Origin of the sequence: Frigidibacter sp. RF13 (assembly GCF_026626305.1) — a bacterium.
In the GTDB taxonomy this organism is placed as follows: domain Bacteria; phylum Pseudomonadota; class Alphaproteobacteria; order Rhodobacterales; family Rhodobacteraceae; genus TMP-24.
In genome coordinates, this window is sequence record NZ_JAPNUE010000001.1 from 895,385 (window position 1) to 920,843 (window position 25,459).

General features: G+C 65.6%; 23 protein-coding genes. 19 read left to right on the forward strand and 4 right to left on the reverse strand.

Features of this window, described 5'->3' with window-relative positions:
• Window positions 1-48: 48 nt before the first annotated feature.
• Together epmA and OU426_RS04400 are read left to right on the forward strand one after the other, a co-directional pair.
• Window positions 49-1,173, forward strand: coding sequence for an EF-P lysine aminoacylase EpmA (gene epmA, locus OU426_RS04395; RefSeq protein ID WP_420712565.1), 1,125 nt, complete (start codon window positions 49-51; stop codon window positions 1,171-1,173).
• Window positions 1,174-1,259: 86 nt separating this feature from the next.
• A complete protein-coding gene (locus OU426_RS04400) occupies window positions 1,260-2,537 on the forward strand; it encodes an MFS transporter (protein ID WP_267632637.1) in 1,278 nt (425 codons plus the stop codon).
• A 3-nt stretch (window positions 2,538-2,540) separates the two neighbouring features.
• Here OU426_RS04400 and OU426_RS04405 read toward each other — a convergent pair whose 3' ends face one another.
• From OU426_RS04405 to OU426_RS04415, 3 genes are read right to left on the reverse strand one after another with little or no spacing between them, the layout of a single operon-like run.
• Window positions 2,541-4,127 (reverse strand): N,N-dimethylformamidase beta subunit family domain-containing protein, encoded by a 1,587-nt coding sequence (locus OU426_RS04405; protein ID WP_267632638.1) that lies wholly within the window; start codon window positions 4,125-4,127, stop codon window positions 2,541-2,543.
• Between the two features lie 58 nt (window positions 4,128-4,185).
• Window positions 4,186-5,652 (reverse strand): M81 family metallopeptidase, encoded by a 1,467-nt coding sequence (locus OU426_RS04410; protein WP_267632639.1) that lies wholly within the window; start codon window positions 5,650-5,652, stop codon window positions 4,186-4,188.
• 5 nt (window positions 5,653-5,657) lie between these two features.
• Window positions 5,658-6,038, reverse strand: coding sequence for a RidA family protein (locus OU426_RS04415; RefSeq protein ID WP_267632640.1), 381 nt, complete (start codon window positions 6,036-6,038; stop codon window positions 5,658-5,660).
• Between the two features lie 245 nt (window positions 6,039-6,283).
• Between OU426_RS04415 and OU426_RS04420 the strand changes: the two genes are divergently transcribed.
• The 16 genes from OU426_RS04420 (at window position 6,284) to OU426_RS04495 (ending at window position 22,614) form a co-directional block, all read left to right on the forward strand.
• The gene (locus OU426_RS04420; protein ID WP_267632641.1) at window positions 6,284-7,051 is read left to right on the forward strand and encodes an SDR family oxidoreductase; all 768 of its coding nucleotides are present in this window, start codon (window positions 6,284-6,286) and stop codon (window positions 7,049-7,051) included.
• On the forward strand, window positions 7,048-7,938 hold the full coding sequence (locus OU426_RS04425) for a MurR/RpiR family transcriptional regulator (RefSeq protein WP_267632642.1): 891 nt from the start codon (window positions 7,048-7,050) through the stop codon (window positions 7,936-7,938). Before OU426_RS04420 ends, OU426_RS04425 begins: the two co-directional genes overlap by 4 nt.
• Window position 7,939: 1 nt before the next feature.
• Window positions 7,940-9,010 (forward strand): D-TA family PLP-dependent enzyme, encoded by a 1,071-nt coding sequence (locus OU426_RS04430; protein ID WP_267632643.1) that lies wholly within the window; start codon window positions 7,940-7,942, stop codon window positions 9,008-9,010.
• A gap of 13 nt (window positions 9,011-9,023) precedes the next feature.
• Window positions 9,024-9,491: a hypothetical protein gene (locus OU426_RS04435; protein ID WP_267632644.1), complete on the forward strand. Its 468-nt coding sequence runs from the start codon at window positions 9,024-9,026 to the stop codon at window positions 9,489-9,491.
• A gap of 262 nt (window positions 9,492-9,753) precedes the next feature.
• A complete protein-coding gene (locus OU426_RS04440; RefSeq protein WP_267632645.1) occupies window positions 9,754-9,942 on the forward strand; it encodes a hypothetical protein in 189 nt (62 codons plus the stop codon).
• Between the two features lie 15 nt (window positions 9,943-9,957).
• Window positions 9,958-10,920: a Gfo/Idh/MocA family protein gene (locus tag OU426_RS04445; RefSeq protein ID WP_267632646.1), complete on the forward strand. Its 963-nt coding sequence runs from the start codon at window positions 9,958-9,960 to the stop codon at window positions 10,918-10,920.
• Window positions 10,920-11,804 (forward strand): carbohydrate ABC transporter permease, encoded by an 885-nt coding sequence (locus OU426_RS04450; RefSeq protein ID WP_267632647.1) that lies wholly within the window; start codon window positions 10,920-10,922, stop codon window positions 11,802-11,804. The genes OU426_RS04445 and OU426_RS04450 overlap by 1 nt, the downstream gene beginning before the upstream one ends.
• Complete coding sequence (locus OU426_RS04455; RefSeq protein ID WP_267632648.1) at window positions 11,804-12,676, forward strand: carbohydrate ABC transporter permease; 873 nt, start codon at window positions 11,804-11,806, stop codon at window positions 12,674-12,676. Before OU426_RS04450 ends, OU426_RS04455 begins: the two co-directional genes overlap by 1 nt.
• Before the next feature lie 47 nt (window positions 12,677-12,723).
• Window positions 12,724-13,941 (forward strand): ABC transporter substrate-binding protein, encoded by a 1,218-nt coding sequence (locus OU426_RS04460; RefSeq protein ID WP_267632649.1) that lies wholly within the window; start codon window positions 12,724-12,726, stop codon window positions 13,939-13,941.
• An 89-nt stretch (window positions 13,942-14,030) separates the two neighbouring features.
• Entirely contained in the window at window positions 14,031-15,101 is a 1,071-nt protein-coding gene (locus tag OU426_RS04465; RefSeq protein WP_267632650.1) for an ABC transporter ATP-binding protein, read from the forward strand.
• A 9-nt stretch (window positions 15,102-15,110) separates the two neighbouring features.
• Window positions 15,111-17,120 (forward strand): beta-N-acetylhexosaminidase, encoded by a 2,010-nt coding sequence (locus tag OU426_RS04470; RefSeq protein ID WP_267632651.1) that lies wholly within the window; start codon window positions 15,111-15,113, stop codon window positions 17,118-17,120.
• A gap of 215 nt (window positions 17,121-17,335) precedes the next feature.
• Window positions 17,336-18,706, forward strand: coding sequence for a hypothetical protein (locus tag OU426_RS04475; protein ID WP_267632652.1), 1,371 nt, complete (start codon window positions 17,336-17,338; stop codon window positions 18,704-18,706).
• Window positions 18,707-18,743: 37 nt separating this feature from the next.
• On the forward strand, window positions 18,744-19,049 hold the full coding sequence (locus tag OU426_RS04480; protein WP_267632653.1) for a hypothetical protein: 306 nt from the start codon (window positions 18,744-18,746) through the stop codon (window positions 19,047-19,049).
• 18 nt (window positions 19,050-19,067) lie between these two features.
• Window positions 19,068-20,129 carry a hypothetical protein gene (locus tag OU426_RS04485; RefSeq protein WP_267632654.1) on the forward strand — a complete coding sequence of 354 codons (1,062 nt, stop codon included), beginning with the start codon at window positions 19,068-19,070 and terminating at the stop codon, window positions 20,127-20,129.
• Window positions 20,126-22,183, forward strand: coding sequence for a glycosyltransferase (locus OU426_RS04490; RefSeq protein WP_267632655.1), 2,058 nt, complete (start codon window positions 20,126-20,128; stop codon window positions 22,181-22,183). The genes OU426_RS04485 and OU426_RS04490 overlap by 4 nt, the downstream gene beginning before the upstream one ends.
• Window positions 22,180-22,614, forward strand: coding sequence for a hypothetical protein (locus OU426_RS04495; RefSeq protein ID WP_267632656.1), 435 nt, complete (start codon window positions 22,180-22,182; stop codon window positions 22,612-22,614). Before OU426_RS04490 ends, OU426_RS04495 begins: the two co-directional genes overlap by 4 nt.
• 47 nt (window positions 22,615-22,661) lie before the next feature.
• On the opposite strand, the gene OU426_RS04500 is transcribed toward OU426_RS04495, so the two are convergent.
• Window positions 22,662-23,351 carry a FadR/GntR family transcriptional regulator gene (locus tag OU426_RS04500; RefSeq protein ID WP_267632657.1) on the reverse strand — a complete coding sequence of 230 codons (690 nt, stop codon included), beginning with the start codon at window positions 23,349-23,351 and terminating at the stop codon, window positions 22,662-22,664.
• A 212-nt stretch (window positions 23,352-23,563) separates the two neighbouring features.
• On the opposite strand from OU426_RS04500, the gene OU426_RS04505 reads away from it, so the two are divergent.
• Window positions 23,564-25,459 (forward strand): DEAD/DEAH box helicase, encoded by a 1,896-nt coding sequence (locus OU426_RS04505; RefSeq protein WP_267632658.1) that lies wholly within the window; start codon window positions 23,564-23,566, stop codon window positions 25,457-25,459.

The window sequence follows — 25,459 nt, forward strand, 5'->3', positions numbered from 1 at the left end:
CCTTGCAGTCGTTCGGGCCCTTGCGCTATGGCCCGGGCAGCATCTTGAATGGATCGCGCTGCCCTTAGCCGATCTTTCCCGATTTCGCCAGATGAAAGCGCACCAGCCGTGACAGAGCCCGTGAAAGAGCCCTTGGATAGTGCATCCGCCTGGTGGCAGCCGCACCGCCATGCCGACCGGCGTGGGCTGCTTCTGGCCCGCAACCGCATCCAGGCGGCGCTGCGCGGCTGGTTTGCGGGCGAAGGGTTTCTGGAGGTCGATCCCGTGGCGCTGCAGCTCAGCCCGGGCAACGAGGCGCATCTGCACGGATTCGCCACCGAGGCCATCGGCAATGACGGACTGCCGCGCGCAATGTATCTGCATACATCGCCCGAATTCGCGATGAAGAAGCTGCTTGCGGCGGGCGAGACAAGGATCGCCGCCTTCGCCCACGTCTGGCGCAACCGCGAACGCGGGGCGCTGCACAGCCCGGAATTCACCATGCTGGAATGGTATCGCGCGGGCGAGGACTACACCGTCTTGATGGAAGATTGCGCGACCTTCCTGCGGCTCGCGGCAGAAGGCGCCAGGGCGAGGGAACTGCGCTTCCGCAATCGCACCTGCGACCCGCTTGCCGCGCCCGAGCGGCTGTCGGTGCCCGACGCCTTCGCCCGTCATGCCGGGATCGATCTGCTGGCCACGATCCACCCTGACGGGTCAACCGACAAGGCCGCGCTCAGGGCTGCCGCCACGCAGGCAGGGATCAGGTCAGCTGCTGACGACAGCTGGTCCGACATCTTCTCTCGCATTCTCTCTGACCGGATCGAGCCCAACCTCGGGCTTGGGCGGGCAACGATCCTCGACCGCTATCCGGCGGCAGAGGCCGCGCTTGCCCGGCGCACGGCGGACGATCCGCGCCTGTCGGAGCGGTTCGAGCTTTACGCCTGCGGGGTGGAACTGGCGAACGGCTTCGGCGAGCTGACCGACCCGGACGAGCAGCGCCGCCGCTTCGTGGAAGAAATGGAGATCAAGCTGCGCATCTATGGCGAGCGCTATCCGCTCGACGAGGACTTCCTCGCGGCACTTGCACTGATGCCTGCCGCGTCCGGCATCGCGATGGGCTTTGACCGGCTGGTGATGCTCGCAACCGGCGCGCCGCGCATCGACGATGTGATCTGGACCCCGGTCGCCTAGCCGGAATTTCCTGTTACTATACTGATAACCATAAGTTTTATCGAAGGATTTCTTGCATGGCGTCCGGGGTAGCGTACGCTTGAGCCATGCTGAGAGTTCGCCCCAACCCAGCCGACCGAAACCTGCGCCGCCTGCTCAAGGCGCAGTTCCTGACCGATTGCAGCGACTGGCTGGACTATGTGGCGATCCTCGCGCTGCTGGCCTTTCACTGGCAGGCTGGGCTGATGGTCTATGCCGCGCTCGCGCTTGCCGCCGCGCTGCCGCATGTCTTTGGCGCGGCGGAGGCCAAGGCCTTTTGCGCGCGACATGACGCCCGGTCGGTGATGGCGTCCGCGGTCAAGCTGCGCGGGCTCATCGCGATCGGCTTGATCCTTGCGCCCGGCTGGCCCACGCTTCTGGCACTTGTCTTCGTCCGCGCAACGGTTGACCGCCTGCTGCATCCCGCACTGGACGCAGCCTTCGCCCGGCTTGCACCCGCCGAGGACCTGCCGGTGATCCTTGGCTCCAGCCGCGCCCATGAACGCGCCGCCCGTATCATTGCGCCTGTACTCGCGGGGGGTCTGCTTCTGTCCTTCGCGCCTGACCATCTCTTCTTCCTGACGGCGGGCCTAGCGCTCGTGGCGAGCCTTCTTCTTTGGACGCTGCCGGTCCTGCCCGCCGTCTACAGCCGGTCGCGCGAGGACGAACCGGCGCAGATCCGCGCGGCCCTTGCCGAGACGCGGGCCGTGCCGGAAGTTCGCGCCGCCCTGTTCATAAGCGCGCTGACCGCCGCTGTCCTGTTCGTGCAGGAAGGGCTCATGGCGCCGCTTCTTTTCGATCTTGGGCACGAACCGGCAATGATCGGCCTTGCCTTTGCCGCGCTCGCCTCGGGCGGCGCGCTTGCCGATTTCTGTCCCGCGCGCGCCGCGGCTGACAGGAGGTTCTGGCGGATCGCGGATGGCGCGACTGGTGCCGCCATTTCTCTGGGCGGGCTTGGGCTTCTTGCCCTCGCCAACCTGTCGCCGGGTGCGGCGGTCATTTTCGCCTATTGCGCTTGCCTCGGGCTTGCAATGGCCCAGTGCACCGACCAGATCGGCGCGCGACCAGAGGCATGGGCGACGCCCGAGCGCGCCGCTTCCGTCGCGCGCCTTGGCCAATGGCTTCAGGGCGCGATCCTTCTCGCGGCGCCACCGCTCGGTGCGGCGCTGGCGGCGACGGCGGGTATCGGCAGCGCCTTCATTGTGGGGGCACTCGCCCTGACGCTCACGGCGCGCATCGCCTTCGTCGCCCACCGCAGGCCGCGCAAGGCCACCCCCGCGCCTGCAAACACGGCGGTTGAAGACGCGACACCGGCCGGACCCGCCTTCGCCGTCGCGGCGGAATGAGCGCTAGCCCCAGTCTCCCGACAGAACAGTTCGCGTCACCTGTTCCACCGTCCGGTCGCGGGCAATGAGGCCCGCCACCCATTCGCAGGACCCGGCATTGAAGACCGCGCCCTTGCCGCGCCGGTAGTCAACCATGCAGCCATTGCCACGGCTCGCGCGGCCGAAGGTTTCAGGCGTCACCGCGCCATAGACGAACTGGGCAACCTCCTCGGCATCGAGATGGCCGATGAACCCGTCACGGTCATGCGGTCCGGTCGAATGCGAGAGCGTCGTCGCGGGCGACAGGCCGACGATAGTCAGATCGCCCTCAAGGCCGGTCCCCTCGGCAGCGAAGGGCAGGCCATGGATCATCGTATGGTCGATCCCGTCGACCTCATAACCGAAGATCTTCGCCATTGCGCCCAGCACATCACCATAGCCAAGGCCAGTGTCCTTGAGCGACCAGTGATCCGGCCGGTAGATCGTGAAGCCCCCTGCTCCATGCGCCGCGCAGCGGCTCCAGCCCGCATAGACGCCCATCGATCCCGTCAGACCCATCGTGGCCGTCGCGGGCCGGGCGACGGCGGGATCGTCCCAGTAGCCGGTCAGGCGTCGGGGGTCGGTCAGGCGCAAGGGATCGGCCTGATGCGCAGTCGTTTTGTAGCAGATCTGGGTTACAAGATCGGAGGAGAGCCGGGTCTGCCAGAAGAAATTCCCCGCAAAGCGCGCAAGATGGCCTCCCCGGTCGAGCCATCCCTCCAGATGGTCGCGCATCTCCCATGTCCAATATTCGTCATGGCCGACGATCAGCGCGCGGTCGTAGCCGTCCAAGAGCGAAGGGTCGCGGTGCAGGTCGTGCTGGGTCGCATAGTCAAGCGCAATCCCCTGCCCCTCCCACCAATGCGCGAAGGGCCGTTCGAACGCCGCCCAACCAGAAGAAGCATATTTCTTGGAAATCCCCTTTGCACGGGCATAGTCCATATGCGGATAGCGCGGCTTCGACAGCAGCGGCGAGGCATGCGGTATGCGCGGCGCATCCTCGGGCCAGCGCACGAACCCCTTGGCCCAAGGCCTGCGCAGCGAAACCTCGGACGCGAAATCACCGCCTGACGGGCCGGTCAGGCCCTGATAATGGTTCGAGCCGCCCCAATCGTTGTAGGCGCACCAGGTGCCTGTGGTCAGCACCATGCAGATCCGCGCCCGAGGTCGCGCGGCGCGCAGGACGAACATATGCTGCGACTGATGGCCGGGCACCGTGAGCGTAACGGTGTAAAGCCCGCTGCGCCAACCGTCCGGGATCGTCACCGCGTAGCGCTCCGGCCAGCCGCAGCCTTTGACTGAACAGTCGGCAGGCGTGTCTTCGAATGAGAGCGCGATTTCGGTCTCGACCACCACTTCGGGTCGCAGCCCGTCGCGCGCGATCTCGAGCCGGGCGTGCGGCGCGCTCGACATGGCGTGCAGGGAAAGCCGCTCACCCGGGGCGTAGGACAGCCGGTCGGTATAGGCCCAGACCTGAGCGCGGGCCGGGTCGTTCGACGCCGTCTCGTAATAATGGCCGGTGACCGGATCGCCATCGTCATAGGGACCGGCGACGAAGAAACCCTTGAGCATCGCATCTCCTCCCGCCGCCAGACGCTAGCGGTCGGCGGCCTCGGGCGCAACGCGGGCTTCAGGCGAACGGGTCAGAGACGCGGGGCCAGATCGGCCGGGTGAGCTTCCGATAGACGGTGCGCGCCGGGTCCGAGGGATAAGCGCTCGGCGCCGAGACATAGATGATCCCGGCGGCGATGGGGGCAAAGCCCGCGTGGAAATGGTTGGTCGATTTCACCAGAAGCACGTCTTTCGCCAGCGGATCGATGCCGAGGCCGGTGAAGATGTCAGGCTCGAAGGTCTGGGTGCGGTTGGTGTTGAGGATCACATCGATCTCGGAGCCCTCGATCCTTACGACCGCCGCGCGGCCAAGCGGCACGCGGCTCGGGCCGAAGCTTTGCCAGGCCTCCTCCGCGACCTTCTCCACCCGGACGAGCGCGTCGATCGGCTCGCCCGCCTCGGGTCCGGACTTTCCCCCGAACCGCAGATTGATCAGCGCGCCCTCGCCCGCCGCATGGGCAATGGTGACCGCCATCGGATCCCAGATCGTGGCGACGCCGACCTTGAGCCCGCCGCGCGCGATCAGCGCCCTGAGGATCACTGTCCCGTCCCCCGGCACGCCGCCACCCGGATTATCCCATGTATCGGCGATCACCGCAGGGTGCCCCGCACTCGCGAGACGGGCCGCCTTGGCGATCCCGTCCTCGACGCCCACGATTTCCATGATTGTCTCATGGCGCAGGGCGAAAAGCTCGCGCCCCAGTCGTTCGGCCAGCGCGGTGGCGGCAGCGGCGTCTCCGTCGGCAACGACCAGCATCCGTGTGCCCATCTCGGGCACATCGGCGGCCATGAAGCCGTGGATGACCGAGATGGAGAGGATACCGTCCCGCCCCTGCAGCGCCTTGATCCGGTCGACGAAGGACCGCATCGGCTCGCGGCTTGTCGGCAGAACCGCAATCATCCGGCAGTCAAAGGCCGCCATCACCGGGCGGACGTCGCCCCGGATCGCGCGCAAAGCCAGATCGACCAGATGCTCGCCGCGGTCGTAGAAATCTGTATGGGGAAATTCGAGGAAAGCCGCGAAGATGTCGGCAGCGGCAAGACGGGCGGGCGTGAGGTGGCTGTGGGGGTCAAGCTCGGCCGCGATGACCACACCGGGACCGACCAGCGCGCGGACGCGGGCGAGAAGATCGCCCTCGCAATCGTCATAGCCCTGCGCCACCATCGCCCCGTGCAGGCCGAGGATCACGCCATCGACCGGCAGTGCCGATTCAAGCTCGCTCAGAATTTCGTCGCGCAGCGCCTCATAGGCCTGCCGCTGCAAGAGCCCGCCCGGTTCCGCCCAGACGGCAGTGCCCTCGACAAGCTCGAACCCTTCGGCGGCAGCCCGGCGGCGCAGCACCACCATCGGAGAGGAACAAAGCGTCGGCGTTTCGGGATGCTGGCGGGGCGGGGCATAGAAGGCCGCCTCGAACGAGGCGCGGTCAGTCGGCAAGGGCGAGAAGGTGTTCGTCTCGGTCGCAAGCGACGCGGTGAAGATCCGCATTCAGCTTAGCCTTTCGCGACTGGCGAGAAGGCGATGGCCTCGATCTCGACCTTGATATCGACCATCAGGCGCGATTCGACTGTGGTGCGGGCGGGCGGCTCGGACGGGAAGTAGGTGGCATAGACCTTGTTCATGCCGGAAAAGTCGCGCGCATCCTCGATCCAGACCGTGGTCTTGACCACCTGATCCATAGTCGCCCCGGCGAGCGCCAGCGCCGCCTTCACATTCTCCAGCACCTGCCGGGTCTGCGCCTCGATCCCACCCTCGACATAGGTTCCGTCCGGTCGAACCGGCACCTGACCCGAGACATAGACCATGTCGCCAGCGCGGACGGCGGGCGACAAGGGCACGTGCGAGTTGCCAAAAGTCTGCTTGCGTTCGGGCACACCCTGTCCTTTCCTTGTCAGATCGCTGCCGCCGGCGCAGGAAGCGGCGCCGGCGGCAGCGATACCGGCCCATGATGGGGGAGCGGGCCGATGGCGCGCCTCGCCGGTGGGAGACCCAGTAGGCGCGTTAGTAATTTACATTATTTGCTTTTGAACGCCAATCAAGTGGCAATTTATGTTGCAAACTTACATTTTCAACCTAACCTGCATCCGTTGAAACGACGCAAGCACGTCGAAAGAGGGCCATGACAGAGCTGGAATTCTCAGGCAGGCGAATTCTGGTGACCGGCGCCGGTGGCGGCCTCGGCCGGGCGCTTGCGGGTCTCTTCGCGGCCCGGGGCGGGCAAGTCATCGGCGCGGACCGCGATCCGGCGCTGCTTGAGGGCCTGCCGCTCGAAGAGCAGATCATCTTCGACCTCGCTGACCGTCGCGCGACGCTCGCCGCTGCTCAGGCGCTGGCGGACCGGCCGCTGGATGTGCTGATCAACAATGCGGGCTGGACGCGGTCAGAGACCCTTGCCGATCTGACGCCGGAAAAGGCGATGTCAGAGATCGACCTGAACCTGACCTCGGCCACGGCCTTCACGACGCTAATCGCGGCGGCAATGGCGGCGCGCGGCAAGGGCAACATCGTCCTCATTTCGTCGGTCAACGCCTTCCTGCATTACGGCAACCCCGCCTATGCCGCCGCCAAGGCCGGGCTCAATGCCTTTGCCCGCGCGCTGGCCGTCGAATATGGCGGGCGCGGTGTCCGGGCGAACGCGGTCTGCCCCGGATCGATCCGCACCCCGGCCTGGGATCACCGGATCGCGCGCGACCCGAGTATCGCCGCGAAACTCGAACAGCTGTACCCAATGGGCCGGATCGTGACTGCCGAAGAGGTGGCCGAGACGGTCGCCTTCCTTGCCTCGGACCGCGCCTCGGGCATCACCGGCGTGTCGCTTGCGGTGGACGCGGGCCTTTCGGCGGGCAATAAACCCTTCCTGGACATGATCCTCGGGGGGACGGAATGAACGACAGGCGATCGGTCATCGACATCATCACGAGGCTTCAGGGCCGCGCGCAGGAAGGCTCGAAATCCGACAGGCAGCTGGCACGAATGGTGCTCGACGATCTCGATTTTGCCTCGAAGGCTTCGATCTCGGAAATGGCCGCGCGCATCGGGGTCAGCGAACCGACCGTTACCCGGTTCTGCCGCAGCCTCGGGCTCGACGGGACGCGGGACTTCAAATTCTGGATCGCGCAGGCGCTGGCGGTTGGCGGCCAGTATCTGGCCGCGAACCCTGCCCCTGCCGAAGCGGAGATGAGCCGCATTCCCCAACTGGTGGCCGAAGGCGCAGCCGAAGCGGTGCAGCGCGCGGCGGGGGCGGTCGACATGGCGCTCGTTCAGACGGTGGCAGAACGGCTGACGGCGGCGACACAAGTGCTCGCGCTCGGCTCCGGCGGCACCTCCTCGATGATGGCGACCGAGATGCAGAACCGCCTTTACCGGCTTGGGATCGCCGCCATCGCCCAGGTGGACGGGCAATTGCAACGCATGTTCGCCGCGACCGCCACCAAGGGCACGGTGGTGATGGCCTTTTCCACCTCGGGCTATGCCCAGTCGGTGGTGGATGCGGTCGCGGTGGCGGGCCAATATGGCGCGACCACCATCGCCGTCACCGCGCCCGGCTCGGCGCTGGCCGAGGCCGCGACCCATGTCATCGAATATCAGCCTGCCGAGGACGGCAATCTCTACAAGCCCACGTCTTCGCGCTTCGCGCTCTTGGCGCTTGTCGACATCATCGCCATGGCAGTCGCCGAACATCGCGGCACCAGGGTGCTGGAAACGCTGCGCCGGGTGAAGCAGAGCATCAACACCTTCAAGGTCGACGACCCGAAACTGCCGCTCGGAGACTGAGATGAAACCGCTGCCGAAAACCATAGCCCAGATCGACACGCCCGCCGTCCTGATCGACGTTGACCGGGCGCGCGCCAATATCGCTCGGGCGCAGGCGTATGCCGACCGCGCCGGGCTGAAGCTCCGCCCCCACATCAAGACCCACAAGCTGCCCTTCTGGGCGGGCGAGCAGATTGCGGCGGGTGCCGTCGGCCTGACGGTGCAGAAGCTCGGCGAGGCCGAGGTGATGGCGGATGCAGGGTTTCACGACCTGTTCCTGCCCTACAATATCCTCGGTCCCGACAAGCGGGCGCGGCTGGCCGCCTTGCACCGGCGCGCACGCATGTCGGTGACGGCCGACAGCGCGACCGTGATCGATGGGCTGGCCGAGAGCTTCAACGATGCCGCACATCCCCTGCCCGTTCTGATCGAATGCGACACCGGCATGGGCCGCTGCGGCGTGCAGTCACCGGAGGCCGCGCTGGTGCTGGCGCGGCAGATCGCAGCGCAACCAGGTCTTACCTTCGGCGGCCTGATGACCTACCCGCCCGCCGGGCGCCCCGGCGAGGCCATCGACTGGCTGCGCGCGGCGCGCGGCCTACTTGACGGCGCGGGCCTCGACTGCCCGGTGATCTCGTCGGGCGGCACGCCCGATATCTGGCGGGCGGAAACCGGCGGCGTCGTCACCGAATACCGGCCGGGCACCTATATCTACATGGACCGCTATTGCATCGCGAAGGGCGTGGGCAGCGCGGACGATTGCGCGCTGACCGTGCTGACCACGATCGTCAGCCGCCCGGTGCCCGGCCGCGCCATTCTCGACGCGGGCTCCAAGGCGCTGACCTCGGACCTCCTTGGCCAGCCCGATCATGGCGAGATCGTCGGCCACCCCGGCGCGCGCGTCACCGGCCTGTCGGAAGAGCACGGCACCGTCACCCTGCCGGAGGGAAGTCCGCTCGCCGTGGGCGACCGCGTGCGGGTGCTGCCCAACCATGCCTGCCCGGTCTCGAACCTCTTCGACGAGGTCTATCTGATCTCGGGCGAGCGCGTGGTTGACTGCCTTCCCGTCGCGGCCCGGGGCCGCGTCGGCTGATCGAGGAGAGACGATGAGCCTCAATCTGTTCCCCGCCGACCCCGACCGCGGCCAGATCTGGGAAATGCTGGTGCCGCGCGATATCGCGGCCTTCATTGCCGCCGACTGGTCGATGGTTGCGGACGATTTCATCACCGACGGGTTCTGCGGCCTCCATGCCCATGGCTCCCGCGACCCCGACGACTGGACTCTCTCTTTCCCGACGCTTGCCGCCTACCGCGACGAATGGCTGCGACAGGCGGCCGAGACGGCGGCGACCGCTTTTGCCGAGGATCCGGCGGCGGCGATCCACCGCGCCACCGATCTTTCGCGGATCGATATCGAAGCCGACATGGCGATCGCGCACAAGAAGTTCGACGGCACGATTCGGCTCGCTTCCGGCCGCGAGGATCGGCTGAATTGGCAGACGCTGTATCAATGTCGTCGCGTCGGCGGACGGTGGAGGATTGCGGGATTCACCGGCTACATGGCGCATCGCTGAGACTATCCAGCGCGGGTAGGCGTGCTGGATATGTAAATTTCCAACTAAATTGACGCGCTGCGCAAGCTGCCTGCGCGACGGCGCCATTTAGCGACACAGCCTCACGAAACATTTGTGTATAAACTAATAAAAGTGCACAGATACTCACGGGCGAACCCTTCCCGGAAGAACAATTTTAGCTTGACAGCGCGAACAGCGCCTCCCTATTTTGTAAATAGTTTACATAATCCGGCAAGCGAGCAAAGAGGGGGACCAGCGGAAGATGAAGGCGGGCATCATCGGGCTTGGCTTCCGGCTTGGCTATCTGGCCCGGGTCTTCTCGGAACGGGTGCCGGGCTTCACCGTTGCCGCCCATGTCGACCCCGCGCCCGCGGGCCTGCCCTATATGCAAAGCCACGGCATCGGCGCCGGCCGCGCCTATGCGACGCTCGACGAGATGCTGGCGGGCTAGGAGCTCGACCTTCTGATGGTCGGCTCACCCAATCACCTGCATCTTGACCACCTGCGCACCGGATTGGCGCGCGGCATGAAGATTTTCACCGAAAAGCCCGTGGTCTCGACCATCGAGGAGACGATGGCGCTGGCGCGGCTCTTGGCGGCGCATCCCGCGGATCAGGTCATGGTCGGCCTCGTCCTGCGTTATGCGCCACTTTACCGCGACTTGCGCCGGGCGCAGGCCGACGGGCATCTCGGCGAGGTCGTTTCGATCGAGGCATCGGAACATATCCCGCCCTATCACGGCGCCTTCTTCATGCGCGACTGGCGGCGGCACGAACATTGGTCGGGCTCGTTCTTGCTGGAAAAATGCTGCCATGACCTCGATCTCTACAATGGCGTGATGGGTTGCCGCCCGGCGCGCGTCGCCTCGTTCGGCGGACGGCGGACCTTCATTCCGAAGAACGACCCGCAGGGCCTCGGCGCCAATGACCTTGAGGTCTATCACCGCAAGCCTTCCGGCTGGATGGGCAGCGACCGGGTGTTCGACGGCGACGGCGACATCATCGATTTCCAGACCGCGATCGTGGAATATGCCTCTGGCGCGGCGATGACCTTCCACACCAACCTGAACGTCCCCGACGATTTCCGCCGCTTCTGCGTGATCGGTGTCGACGGTATGGCCGAGGGCGATTTCGTCCGCAACTTCTTCCGCCTGCACCGGGCGCGGACGGGTGAACGGCTGGCCGACAAACAGTACAAGGCCTCGGACCTTTCGGTCCATTACGGCGCGGACGAGCAGATGGCCGAGGATATCGGCGCCCATATGGCGACCGGCGCCGCCCTGCCCGTCTCGGTCATCGACGCGCTGGAGGCGGGGCTTCTGGCTATGGCCATCGACGAGGCGCGGCGCACCCGGCGCGTCGTCGATATGGCGCCCATCTGGGCCGAGTTCGATGCCGCGCTCGGGCGTCGGTCGCGCGAGGTGGCGTGATGAACCATTCGCCGTCGGCCCGAGCCTTCGCCTATCTTCTGCTCGCGCCGGCGGTCCTTTACGTGCTGTTCATCGTCGCCTATCCGCTGGTCGATACGGTGATCCTGTCCTTCACCGATGCGGCGCTGAAGCCTGAAACCAACTGGGTCGGCTGGAAGAATTACCAGAAGATCTTCAAGGCCAATTTCGACGACGTGATACTCAGGACCTTCATCTGGACCTTCTGCTCGGTCGCCCTGAAGATGACCATCGGTGTTCTGGGCGCGGTCCTGTTGAACGCCGCCGTGCCGGGCCAGACTTTGTTCCGCATCCTGATCATGCCGCCCTGGATCATCCCCATGGCCATCGGCATCTTCATGTGGGGCTGGATGTACAATGGCCAGTTCGGCATGATCTCCGGCCTCTTGCAGAATTTCGGCCTGTCGGACGGGCCGATTGCCTTCCTCGGCTATGGCAAGACCGCCTTCTGGGCGACCATCGTCACCGATGTCTGGATCGGCGTGCCCTTCGTCACGCTCTACATGCTCGCCACGATCCAGACGATCCCCCGGGACCTTTATGAGGCCGCCTGGACCGATGGCGCGGGCCGTTTCTATCGCTTCCGCCGCATCACGCTGCCGATGATCGTGCCCTCGCTTCTGACCATGTCGATGCTGTCGCTGATCTTCACCTTCAACTCTTTCGACATCATCTGGATCCTCACGCGCGGCGGGCCGTCGGGTCAGACGACGACGATGATCATCGACACCTACAAATCCGGGATCGGGTCCTACAAATACGGAGAGGGCTCGGCACGGGCGGTGATGATCTGCCTATTCCTGTCGGTCTTCTGCCTGCTCTATTACCGGCTCATCAGCCGCTTCAACCCGACCGAGGCCCGCTGATGCGCAAAAGCCGCCGGACAGACCGCCCGATGATCGACCGCTACCGCTGGTATGAGCTTCTGGGCATCTATGCGGGCATCTTTTGCCTTCTGTTCTTCTGCCTTGCACCCTTCATCGAAGGGTTCAACGTCTCGCTGAAGCCCCTGTCGCTGCTCTTCTCCTCGCCCTACCGTTTCTGGCCGGAAAGCCCCTCGTTCGAGGCTTACCGGACCATGTGGGTCTCGGTTCCGGCCTTCGGGCGTTATGTGGTGAACAGCCTCTTCGTCGCGGGTGTGGTGACCGGGCTGGTGATCCTGCTCGTGGTGCCCGCCGCCTATGCGCTGTCGCGTTTCCGTTTCCCGGGGCAAAGCGCGGTGCTCGGCGCCTTCCTGACCGTCAACATGGTCTCGGGCGCTGTGCTCTTGATCCCGCTTTTCAGGCTGATGCGAAGCCTCGGGCTCCTCAACACCTATTTCGCCATGATCGTCCCGGGTGCGGCTTTCCTGATCCCGACCGCGATCTGGCTTCTGCGGGCCTACATGCTGCGCATCCCGCGTGAACTCGAAGAGGCCGCCTGGGCTGACGGCGCCTCGCGCTTCTACATCTTTCGCCGGGTGATCCTGCCCTTGGCCACCCCCGGCATCATCGTCACCGCCATCGCGACATTCCTCGGCGCCTATGCCCAGCAGTTCGTCTATGCGGTCACCTTCAACTCCAAGACCGAATACATGCCGCTGCCTGTCGGGCTTTTCGCCTTCTTCGGGCGGCAGGAGGTGTCCTGGAACGAGCTGATGGCGGCAAGCTTCGTGGGCATCGCGCCCGCGTTTGTCGTGATCCTCATCCTGCAACGCTATCTCGTCGCCGGCCTCACCGCCGGCGCCGTGAAGGAATGACTTCAAAGAACAACACCCCAGAAAACGGGTCCCAACAGGAGGAAAGAATGAAGCTGACGACCGTACTGAAGACAGGCACGGCGCTGGCTGTGCTGGCCGTGCCCGGCCTCGCCTTGGCCGAGGATCAGGTGATCACCTTCATTTCCTGCGGCGACGCCGTGTCGGCCGTGCACGAGGCGCTGTTCCCGAAATGGGAAGAGGCTAACCCCGGCTACAAGATTCAGGTCGAGGCGGTGGGCTGGGACCAGTGCCAGGAAAAGGCCACTACCCTTGCCGCCGCCGGGACGCCCGTGGGCCTCGCCTACATGGGATCGCGGGTCCTGAAGCAGCTTGCCCAGAACGACCTCATCGTGCCGATCCCGATGAGCGCCGACGAACAGGCGACCTATTTCCCCTTCGTGGTCTCGACCGTCACCACCGACGGCCAGCAATGGGGCGTGCCGGTCGCCTTCTCGACGAAGTCGCTCTATTGGAACAAGGATCTCTTCGCCGCCGCAGGCCTTGATCCCGAAAAGGCCTCGGCAACCTGGGAAGAGGAGATCGCAGCCGCCAGGACAATCAAGGAAAAGACCGGCACGGCGGGCTTCGGCGTTGTCGCCAAGACCTTCGACAATACGATGCACCAGTTCCTGCATTGGGTTTATACCAACGATGGCACGGTGATCGACGCCGACGGCAACATCACCTTCAACAGCCCCGAAAATCTCGAAGCGCTGACCGCGCTGCGCGACATCACCGCCTATGCCGAGGAAGGCCCGACCGCCTATGAGCAGAACGACGTCCGTGCCATCTTCCTCGATGGTAAACTTGGCATGATCCATGCCTCGGTCGGCGCCAAGAACCTTCTGAAGGACGCCCCGTTCAAATGGGGCGTGGCGCCCCTGCCGCTCGGTCCGCACGCCCAAGGTCCGGGCACGCTCCTGATCACCGACAGCCTTGCAGTCTTCAAGGGGACGGGTGTCGAAGACAAGGCGATCGACTTCGCCAAATTCCTCGCCAGCACCGAAAACCAGCCGGTCTATGAGGCGGCCGAAGGCCTCACGCCGCTGCGTCCGGGCCCGGCGGTCGACAAGCTGGTGGCCGATGATCCGAACTGGAAACCCTTCATCGACGGGATTTCCTTTGGCGGGCCTGAGCCTCTGTTCCTCGATTACAAGGGGCTGCAGGACACGATGATCACCATGGTCCAGTCGGTCGTCACCGGCGCGGCGGAACCCGCTGCGGCGCTTGAGCAGGCGGCAGCTGCGCTCGAGGAATTCAAGTAGCCACCACCACTGGCGGCAATGGCGGCGCCCCGGGACCTATCCCGGGGCGCCAGACTCCAGACGACCCTGTGCGAAGGACCAAGAGAGGCATGAGCCAGCTTGCATTGTCGAACCTGACCAAATCCTTCGGCGCAGCCGAAGTGATCAAGGGCGTCACGCTCGATGTCGAGGAAGGCGAATTCGTGGTCTTCGTCGGCCCCTCGGGCTGCGGGAATTCGACGCTGCTGCGGATGATCGCCGGGCTCGAAGACGTGTCCACAGGCGAGATCGTCATCGGCGGCCGACCTGTGAAAGACCTGCCGCCGGTGAAGCGCGGCATTGCGATGGTCTTCCAGTCCTACGCTCTCTATCCACACATGACGGTTTTCGAGAATATCGCCTTTCCGCTCCGCGTCGAAGGCCTCACTGAGGCCGACATCCGCCGCCGGGTCGAAGAGGCGGCTTCGGTCCTGCAGCTGACCCAGCGGCTCGGCCAGAAGCCCGGCACCCTCTCTGGTGGCCAGCGTCAGCGCGTGGCCATTGGCCGGGCCATCGTTCGCCAGCCGAAGATTTTCCTGTTCGACGAGCCCTTGTCGAACCTCGATGCTGCGCTCCGGTCCGAGATGCGGATCGAGCTGATGCGGCTCCATAAATCGCTCGGCACCACGATGATCTATGTCACCCACGATCAGGTCGAGGCGATGACCATGGCCGACAAGATCGTCGTCCTGAACGGTGGCCGGGTCGAACAGGTCGGCGCGCCGCTCGAACTTTACGAACGCCCCCGCAACCAGTTCGTCGCGGGCTTCATCGGCAGCCCGAAGATGAATTTCCTGCCCGGCCGCTGCCTGTCCGCGACCGAGGTCGATCTTGGCCCTCTCGGCCGGATCACGATCCCCGCCCGCCCTAGCCTTGCGCCGGGACAGGAGGTCACCATAGGCATCCGGCCCGAACATCTGTCACTGGGTCCCGGCGCCGTATCGCTGACCGTCCGGCCGACGCTGATCGAGCGTCTGGGCATCCATACGATCGCCTACAGCCCGCTTGCGGACGGTCAGAATTTCATCGCGCTCTTCGACGGCAAGCCCGGGATCGCCGATGGCGTCGAGATGCAGGTCTCTGTGCCCGCCGACCAGCTCTATCTCTTTGATACACAGGGCAACTCCCTGCCCGCTGTATGAAAGCCCATCATGCGCAGACCCTTCCTGCTAGAGACCCACTGGACACCGGCGAAGGGCGGAGGCCCACCGGAATATCGCCTGCGCCTCACCAATCGCGGGCGCGATCCCATCACGGATTTCACTCTGGTGATCACCGGCCCCGGACGCCTGACGGCGAAGGACCGGGTCGAGGGCGCCCGGCTGATCCGGCGGCTCTCGAACAATACCGAGCTTGCGCCAGAGGAAGGTTCCGCTCTGGCCTCCGGCGCCTCCTGGACTATGGTCGCCCACCATCTGTCCTATCCGCTCCGCCATTGGAGCGACGGGGCGACGACCGCCTATCTGAAACGCGCAGGCGGAGGGACCGAACCGGTCGAGGTGCGCGCCACCCACAAGGTCGGCGACAACCGCCCGCTGAAGCGCGGCGCGGCGCCCTACCCGGTTCCGGCCAGCGCGCCCGAAGCGCTCTCGGTCATCCCCTGGCCCGAGCATGTCGAGATCGCGGCGACCCGCGCCGCGCCCGTGGGGTTTGCCATCACCGCAGAAGCGGCCGAGGCAGGGGCCGCCGCCACCGCCTTCGCCCGGCTTTGCCAGGCGCTTTTCCCGACCGAGGCCCTCAGCCGCAGCACAGCCGAGGGCGGTTTTCCGGTTGATTCCGCGACGGACGGAACGCTCGCGCCCGAAGCCTACCGGATCCGCTTTGCATCCGACCGGATAACCGTGACGGCCTCTGGGCATGCAGGCTTTCTCTATGGCTTCATCACCCTCGCGCAGGCCCTGCGCGGGGCGCGCGACTATCCGCAGACCTTTACTTTTCCCGAAAGTGGCAGCATCGCCGACGCGCCCGCTATGGGCTGGCGGGGCTGCCATCTCGATTGCGCCCGGCAATTCTACACCTCTGCAGAGGTCGAGCGGTTCCTGGGCATCTTGGCCTGGAACAGGCTCAACCGCTTCCACTGGCACCTGACCGATGACGAGGCCTGGCGTATCGAGATCGCGGCGCTGCCGGAACTGACCGAGATCGGCGCCTGGCGCGGCGAAGAGCTGCCGATCCCCGCGCTTCTCGGCACCGGGGCAGAACGGTCGGGCGGCTATTACACGCAAGAGACAGTGCGCCGCATCGTCGGGGTCGCGGAAAGCTACGGCATCACAACCTTGCCCGAGATCGACATCCCCGGCCATTCCTTCGCCCTTCTTGCCGCCCGCCCCGATCTGCGCGACCCGGGCGAGAGCGGCACCTATGCCTCGGTCCAGGGTTTCCCCAACAATTGCCTGAACCCCGCCGTCCCCCGCACCTACGAGATCCTCGGCATGATCTTCGACGAACTGGCAGAGCTTTTCCCCGCCCGGATCGTGCATGTCGGCGCCGACGAAGTGCCACTGGCCGCCTGGTCGGGTTCGCCGCTGGCTTTCCAGCGCATTGCCGAGCTTGGGGGCGCGAAATTGGCCGAGGCCCATGCGCGGCTGAAGGACAGCGAGGGCAATCACGGCGGTGCCGACGCGATCGAAGGTTCGGCGACGGCGCTTTTGCAGGCTGATTTCCTCTCCCGCGTCCAGCAGTTGCTGGCCGAACGTGGCTGCGTCACCGGCGGCTGGGAAGAAGCCGCGCATGGCGATGTGATCGACAAGAGTGCCTCCTACCTCGTCGGCTGGCGCGACACGGTGGTGTCGGGCGCCTTGGCAGCGAAGGGCTATTCCATCGTCGTCAGCCCCGGCCAGTCTTACTATCTCGACATGTCGCAATCCTCTGACTGGGTCGAACCGGGCGCGGGCTGGGCCGGCTGGTCCTCACCGCGCGAGACCTATGCCTTCGATCCGACCGCGGGCTGGACCGACGCGCAGCGGACGAAGTTCATGGGCGTTCAGGCCTGCATCTGGTCGGAATCCATGACCGACCGGGCGCTCTTCGACCGGCTGACCTTCCCCCGCCTTTCGGCCATCGCCGAAACCGGCTGGACCCGGGCAGAGCGCAAGGATTGGGAGAGATTCGTGGCCACGGTCGGGCTGATGCCCCTGCTCTACGGCCATCGCGAAGCCTGATAGCGCCAAGAAGTCGCAATATTATCCACAGAAAATGACCAATGCGCCGCACAGAAGCGCATTGTCCGGCGTTGACCATCGGTAAGCTACATTGTTTAAAAAGCCGCCGGTCAATGGTAGATTCCGGCTGTCATTGTGCAAGGCGCGGAAACTGCCAGCCATGCCACGCGACGGGCTAGCGAGTCCGGGGCGGTCACAGGACAAGGGGGGCTGATATGGACAAGGGCGCGGCGGCCGCCGCTTCCCGTGAACCTGATGATTCCGCCGCGACGGCGGAGGTCCTTCTGCGCAGCGAGACCTTCCAGCAGCGGATGGAACGCGCCCGGCGGGAGCGGGAACGTGTCCTGAGGCAAGCACCACCCGAAGCCGATCGCCCGGACAATAGCGCAGAGCCGTCCAAGCCATGGGACCGGCAGGACCGCATGCTCGGCACGCCACCGCCCGAGAAACCGATCGGCGCGACACGACGTCTGGGGCTCGACGCTCAACCCGCCGCTTCGGCGCCGCTCTTTGTCAGGTCGGAAGCGGCGGCCCAGGATCTTCCCGGCCACGTGCAGCTCGCAGCGCACGCGCCACAACAAGCCCGGCCCCGTCGGATCGGTTTCAGGATCGCCCTGGGTTTCGCGCTCGGCGTGACGGCGGGCGTCGTGATCTCGCGACTGCCGTTGCCGTCGCTCGTGCCCGTCGCCGATCTGGCGGCGCCCGCCGATCAACCGCCGCCCAGCGCGCCGTCAAAGATCGCTCGACCCGCACCGAAACCGGAACCAGGGACATTAGAAGCGCCTGAACCCAACCCGCAGACTGCGACCGGGTCGAACCTCGGCAGCGTCCGTCTCGTCGGGGCGGACCGTGCGCCGCTGCTGCCGGCGCAGGATGCCGGACACCGCATTGCCTCGGTCGCGCTGCTTGCAGCACCAAGTAGCCGGGGAGAGCGTGTGCCTACGGCGGATGCCGCCGGTCCATCCGCCCCCGCATCGTTGGTATCGCTACCCATGCTCCGTGTGGTCGGCGGACCGGAGCGAACTCTCGCCATTCCTGCCCTCCCGGCGGCGGCCGCAAGCCCGGCGCCGCGAACCCTCGCCCCCCCCGACACTGATCAAGCCCCCGCCGCGGACATCACGGCAGCGCCCCCGCAACTGGCGCCACAGCCGAAGCCCAAGCCGCAGGCGGCGCAGTTCGCCGGCCTCGCGATCCATCTTCACAGTGCCGACGCCGATCCGACGCTGGCTGAAGCTGCCCTCGCAACGCTTTTGGAAGCAAGCGCCCCGGTCGCCGACAGTGATACGGTCGGCTTCAAGGTCAGTGCGTCCCATCTGCGCTACTACCACGCAGAAGACGCCGAGGCCGTCGCCGCACTGGCCAAGCTTCTGCAGATGGAGGCGCGCGATTTCACCTCCCGCGCCGATCCGCCGCCGCAAGGGTTTGTCGAAATCTGGCTTGCGGGGACCGGTGTCGGAAACAGTACAGCGACGCCCGCACCAACCAAGAAGAAGCGAGCACGCACGAGCGGCCCCACCCCTGCTCAGCAGGCCGAGGCGGAGGCCCTGAAACAACGCCTGATCCTGATGCTTCAGTCCGGTGGCTAGCCCTTAGCGGGCCTTCGCCCTGTGGAGAAATACGAGTATGCCAGATCCCAGACTTCTTGCCATTGTCACCGCTCTGGTCCTGATGGGCAGCGGCGCACCCGGTCGGGCCGCCTTCTCGCTCGATCAACTGAAGATGATCGAACAATTGATCTTGTCGCGCGACACGCTGGCACTTGGCCGCTATCTGGCCGCCAACCCGCGCCTGACACAGGGCGACGATCCTTTGTCACGCGAGCTACTCAGCTTCCAGCACTGTATGTCCAGCGGTCGTCTTGATTGCTTCGCCTCGCAGCGCACGGTGGCCGCGGCCAGCCAACCTGCCACCACGCGTTCGGTTTACTAGGCGGATACAGGATTGTTCATGGCCCAGCCGCCACGCATCGCCTATCTGATCGAGCCGCGCTTTCCGGGCGGCACATCGTCGGCCGTGGCGGCAGAACTCAGAGCGATTGAGCCGATGGTCCGCCCTGTTATCCATGACGCGGCTTCGGCGATGTTTCCCAAGCGTGCGCTCGCGCAGGTACTGACCGATACGCTCGCCGACCTCAGGCTGCCGCTTCTCGATGGCGATCGTCCGGTGTCAGCGGAAATGGTCGTCGTCCACAATCCCGCCTTCCTCAAGTTCCAGTCTGACCTTGGCCGACCGATCTATTGCCGAGACCTCGTGGTCGTCACCCACGAGAATTTCCTGAGGCCCGGCAATGTCGAAGCGTTCGACATCGGTAAATGTCTTGGGGCTCTGGATCGGGCGAGCCTGTCGCTCAACAAATGGCTGGCGCCCGTGTCGCCATCGAACCGAGAGACCGTTGCAGAATGGTTGGCCATCGCGGAACCGAAGATACGCCAGCGCTGGCGGCTCGCGCCGTCCGACTGGTTCAATATCATTGATCACCCTCGCGCCCGGCCACGTCCGCAGCCGCGCGACCGCCGTGGCCGCCTGTCACGGCCGGGTTGGGAAAAGTTTCCGGCGCCGGCCGACCTCGATCTGTGCTTTCCGGCCACGGCAGAGACAAACCTGATCCTCGGTGCCGATCACCTGTTGAAAGCCGACATTGTCCGACCGCACTGGCGGCTCTTGCCCTTCGGTATGCTGCCGGTCGCATCCTTCTTCGAAGAGATAGATTTCCTCGTGCATTTCACCGCGCCCGGCTGGCGCGAAAGTTTCGGCCGGGTTCTGGCCGAAGGCATCGCTTCTGGAAAGGTCGTGCTGTCCGACCCCGAAACAGCAGCCAATTTCGGCGGCGCGGTCATTGGCTGCCAGCCCGCGCAGGTCGACGCGCTGATCGGCCACTACATCGCCGAGCCCGCCGCCTACCGCGATCACGTGCTGCGGGCGCAGGCGCATCTAGATCGCTACGCGCCGACCGCCTTCCGCCAGATGCTTGAAACTTTCGGGTCTCCTGCACGCCGGATGGCCGCATGATCCTGATCGACGCAGGAGATCGCTCCGCAGCGGCGTTCGAGGCACGGCTCGCGCTCGCCGGCCTGTTGAGGGCGGAAGGCTATGACGCCGTCATCGACGAGGCAACACTGCCCGACGAGTTGGGGCGGCACCAGAAGTATGAGGCCGCCGCGTTGGTTGTCGCGACCGAAGACCTCGTGCTGTCCCATGTGCTTGTCCTGACCGACGGCACCCTCAGCGATATCACTCTTGCCACATTGCACGACTACCGGCTCGATCCATCTGTCCGGGTCGTCCCTGTCGGTTGCTTCGCCGACCGGCAGACGGAACTTGGAGCGCGCGCCCGGGTGGCATATGCGACCGGTCGGGAGCCAGATCTCGTCGATCTTGGGCAGTGTTCGATGACCGCGCTCGTTCCGGGCGCGATTTGCCCCGGCCTGATCGGCACGGCGGTCCAGGGGCGACGGGCGGTAACCAGGCCCCGCCTTGCGATCTTCCTGCCGGGCGCGGCCATGAGCATGCCCGGCACCGCCGCCGCGCTGCAAGCCCTCGACTATCACCCGAAACTCGATCTTCAGGTCATCCTCACCGATGGATGGAGCGGCGAGGCGCGCACCCTGCAACCGGTCTTGCGAAACATCTCCGACCTGTCGGAGCTTCCGCCGATCGCAGCGGCCAGCACGATCGACCTCGCGGTCAGTTTCGGCGATGCGCCGCCCGATGAGCGTCAGCAGGTGATCCTGACCCAGCTTCTCGGTGCCGGGCGGCCGGTCATCGACGCCACGGCGTCAGAACTGCTGGCATCGCAAGACGCGCCGGTTCTCAGGGGCCCAACCGACCTCGGCGCGCTCGGTCCCTATCTCGACGGAACGCTTCTGCCGAACCTTGCCCAGATCGAAACCACGTTGCGCGCCTCCCCCTGGAGGGCGTCACGCACGGCCGAGCGCTTTGCGGAACTCGCGGGCCTGACGCCTCCCAAGCGCCGGGCCGAGGTGACGACACGCCGCCCCCGCACGCACTTCCTGCCAACGAACGGTGTCGGGCTCGGCCATGCGCAGCGTTGCGCATTGATCGCGAGCGAAATGAAGGGCAAGGTCGCCTTCGCCGCCTTTCCAAGCTGTCTGCCGCTCATCCATGCGCGCGGGTTCGAAGCGACGGCGCTTGTCCAGAAGAGCCCCGACCACCTCGAACCCTTCGCCAATGACATCGTCAATCACCGGCGCTTGCAGCGCCTTCTGGCAGACGGCGACACGTTCGTCTTCGACGGCGGGTTCATCTTCGATTCCATCGCGCGCGCGATCCGCGAAAAGGACTTGCGATCGGTCTGGATCAGGCGCGGGCTCTGGCAGGCAGGCGCCTCCTCCTCGGCAACTTTCGACCGCGAACATCTCTTCGACCGGATCATCATCCCGAGCGAGGCCTTCACCGAACTGAACCGCCCGCCCGGCTGGGATCAGAGGACCCGGACGGTCGGACCGGTGGTCCACCTTCCGCAGAACGACGACGCCCAGCCTGACATGCGCGATCGACTGCTTGAACGGATCGGCCTTCCTTTCGAACGTCTGGTCGTGTCGATGCTCGGCGCCGGGGCCGCCGCCGACCGGTCGGCGCAGCTTCAATTCCTGTGCAGCCTCTTCGAACGTCGCAGCGACATCCTTCATCTGGTGATCGTCTGGCCCGGCGCGGTCGTGCCACCGGGGCTGTACGGCTGGACGCGCAGCCGGGTCGCAAGGACGACCGATGCCCTCTCCGTCGCCCGCGCGGCCGATCTGGTGATCAGCGCCGCAGGCTACAATTCATTCCACGAGGTGCTCTACCACCGACTGCCCTCCATCTTCATTCCCCAGATGGCGGAATTCATGGACAACCAGACCGCGCGCGCCCGGGCCGCAGCCGAGCGCGGCCTCGCCCGCGCGGTCGAGGCCAAGGATCTCTTGCGTCTGGAACAGGAGATCAACGAGCTTCTCGACTTGGACGGGGTCGCAACATTGAGGACCGCGCTCGGGGGCGCCGAGTTGCCGCTGCCGGGCACAAACGAGGCGGCCGCGCTGATCGACGAGGTGGCCGAAAGATGAGCGACCGCGACCTGCATTTCCTGCTTGCCCGCCTGACGCCAAACGCGCCGATTGACCTCGACGGGACGTCAGACAAGGCGCAAGCCGTGCGAGGCCTGGATCACCGTTCGACCGAAGCCAGTCGCGCCCCATCTGCAAGGATCTGGACGCGCACATCGCCCGCGCGCCCGGTCCTTGGCATCAGGGTGACAGCGCCCCTCCCCGATCCTGCCTCGACCGCCGCCCGCATTACAGCCGCCGCGATCGAGCGCGATCTGACTCCGGTTATTCTCTGCGCGTTGCCCTACTCCGGGCTGGAACCATTCGGCTTCAGGGTCGAGCGTCTGTCACCGGGCGCGGCGGCGGATCAGGCGCTTGAGGAGGCGGAGCTGGTCCGGTTCTGGGATATGGTCATGGTGATCGACGCGGCAGACATGGCCGACCTCGGCTAGCGTCTCCCTAAAGCCTTTTCCCGGCGTCCCAAAGCGAAGCCGGGCGTTTAGTGCTTTCCAAACGAGCGGACATCGTCCTCGACATGGTCAAGCAGTTCCAGCGTCTTCAGCCGCGCCGCTTCCGGATCACGGGCGGCGATTGCATCGTAAAGCTCACGGTGCTGATCGAAAGAACTGGTCCCACGCCCGTCACTTGAGGCTACGACCCCGGAAAAGAAAAGCAAGAATTGGCCACGAATGGCTTCGATGAAGGTCTCGAAAAGCGGATTGTTGGCAGCCTCGTAGATCGCCAAGTGAAACTGCATGTCCTCTTTCAGCGCGGTACCTTCGCGCCGATAGGTCTCCTCCATCGCCTCGAGCGTCACCCTGATCCGCTCAAGCTGCGCGTCGCTCGCACGCGTCGCGGCAAGAGCCGAAGCATGGCTTTCAAGCGCGCGACGGATGTCGAGGGCCCGCAACAGGCTCTCGCGCTCTCCGCCGATGGCCAAGGGCACGAGGATCTCCGACTTCTCCGGCGCACGCATCAGGAATGTGCCGGTGCCATGGCGGACCTGGACGACGCCCATCGCCTCAAGCGTGCGGATCGCCTCGCGAAGCGAGGAGCGCCCGACGCTCAGCGCCTGCATCAGCATCTTTTCCGTCGGTAGTTGATCGCCGGGTGCGTATTTTCCGCCCGACAAGAATTCCGTCAGGCGCGCGACAATAGCCTGCGGCTTTGTAAGCTGCTCCGCTTCCATATGTTCCCCCATTTGATCAGACTCATAGCGTCGAGCCGAAGGGATTTCATCAGGAGAAGTGCGCCGACCTGCATTTCCAGATCATTGTTGCACAAACGATAACGGGCCCGGGTACAGGGATGCGTCGGCCTCGCCGAAGGTCAAGCCGAAAACGGCATCTGTACAAACCGCGCGATCCGGCGTAGGGCTGCGCCTTTCCTGAAATGAGTGCCATGACCCTGCCCCGCCTTGCCCCCGCCCTCGCCGATGCGCTTCAGGCGCGTGGCTACAGTCAGCTAACGCCGGTCCAGGAGGCCGTTGTGGCGGCCGACACCGGCCGCGACCTTTTGGTCTCGGCGCAAACCGGATCGGGCAAGACCGTGGGCTTCGGGCTGGCGATCGCACCGACGATCCTTGCCGACGAGGGCAGGTTCGGTCCGGCCGAAAGCCCCGCCGCGCTTGTGATCGCACCGACGCGCGAACTGGCCCTGCAGGTGAAGCGTGAACTTGGCTGGCTTTATGAGACGACCGGCGCACGTTTCGCCTCCTGTGTCGGCGGCATGGACATTCGCGACGAATGCCGGGCGCTGGAGCGCGGAGCGCATATCGTCGTCGGCACGCCGGGGCGCCTGAAGGACCATCTTTTGCGCGGCACGCTCGATCTCTCGGCAGTGCGCGCGGTCGTTCTCGACGAGGCTGACGAGATGCTCGATCTCGGTTTCCGCGAGGATCTGGAATTCATCCTCGGCGCCGCTCCAGAAGGTCGCCGGACGCTTATGTTCTCGGCCACCGTGCCGAAGGCCATCGAGAAGCTCGCGCAGGAGTTCCAGAAGGACGCGCTTCGTCTGCAGGTCGCCGCTTCGGGCAGCCAGCATGCCGACATTTCCTATCAAGCGATGCAGGTAGCGATGGCTGATGCCGATCATGCGATCGTCAACCTTCTGCGCTATCACGAGGCGCAGAATGCCATCATCTTCTGTAACACACGCGCCGCCGTTGCCCGGCTGACCACACGGCTTTCGAACCGTGCCTTCCAGGTGGTTGCCCTGTCGGGCGAGCTTTCGCAACAGGAGCGGAGCCATGCGCTACAGGCAATGCGCGATGGCCGCGCCCGGGTTTGCGTGGCGACCGACGTCGCCGCGCGCGGCATCGATCTGCCGAACCTTGAACTGGTGATCCACGCCGATCTGCCCACGAATGGCGAAACGCTTCTGCACCGGTCGGGCCGCACGGGCCGCGCCGGTCGCAAGGGGATCAGCGCGCTGATCGTGGGCAAGAATGCGCGCCGCAAGGCCGAAAGCCTGCTGCGCTTCGCCAAGGTCAATGCCGACTGGGTTGATCCGCCCTCGGCCGATGCCGTCCGCGCCCGCGATGAGGAACGGCTGATCGCCGACCCGGTCTGGCTGGAAGAAGTGAGCGAGCGCGAAGCGGCGCTGGCCGCGCGGCTTCTGAACGGCCAGAACGCGCGGCGCATCGCCGCCGCCTTCGTCCGGCTCTACATGAGCCAGCGCAGCGCACCTGAGGAATTGCAGGGCACGCAACCGCGCGAGCCCGGAAGTTTCGGGCCGAGCCGCTGGTTTGCGCTGTCGGTCGGCCGCAATGCCAATGCCGAACCGCGCTGGGTGCTGCCGATGCTCTGCCGGACCGCTGGCCTTGGCCGCACAGATGTCGGCGCGATCCGGGTGCAGGAACAGGAAACTTTCGTCGAGATCGCCGAAGAGGCGGTCAAGCCGATGCTGAAACGCCTTGGGGCCGCGCGTGAACTGGAAGGCGGCGTGACAATCCAGCCGCTGGCCAATCCGCCCTTCGCGCCCGAGCGGCCTGCAGCGGCGGCGGACAAGCCAGCGGAGGCACCCGCCCGGAAAGCGAAATATCAGAAGGGCGACAGGCCGCGCCCGACCACCCGCCCCGGCGACGAAGCTGCGCTCGCGGAACTCTTGAAGGACGAGCCTGCCGCCGCGCCGGAGCGAAAACCGAAACGGCCCTTCGACGGTAAGCGCGGCCCTGCCGCCGCCGAAGCGGACGGAAAGGCGAAAAGCTGGAAGAAACCGCGCCGGTCAGGCATGAAGCCGAAATCGACCAAACCGTCCGGCAAACCGTCTGGCAAACATCCTGACAAGCGACGCTAG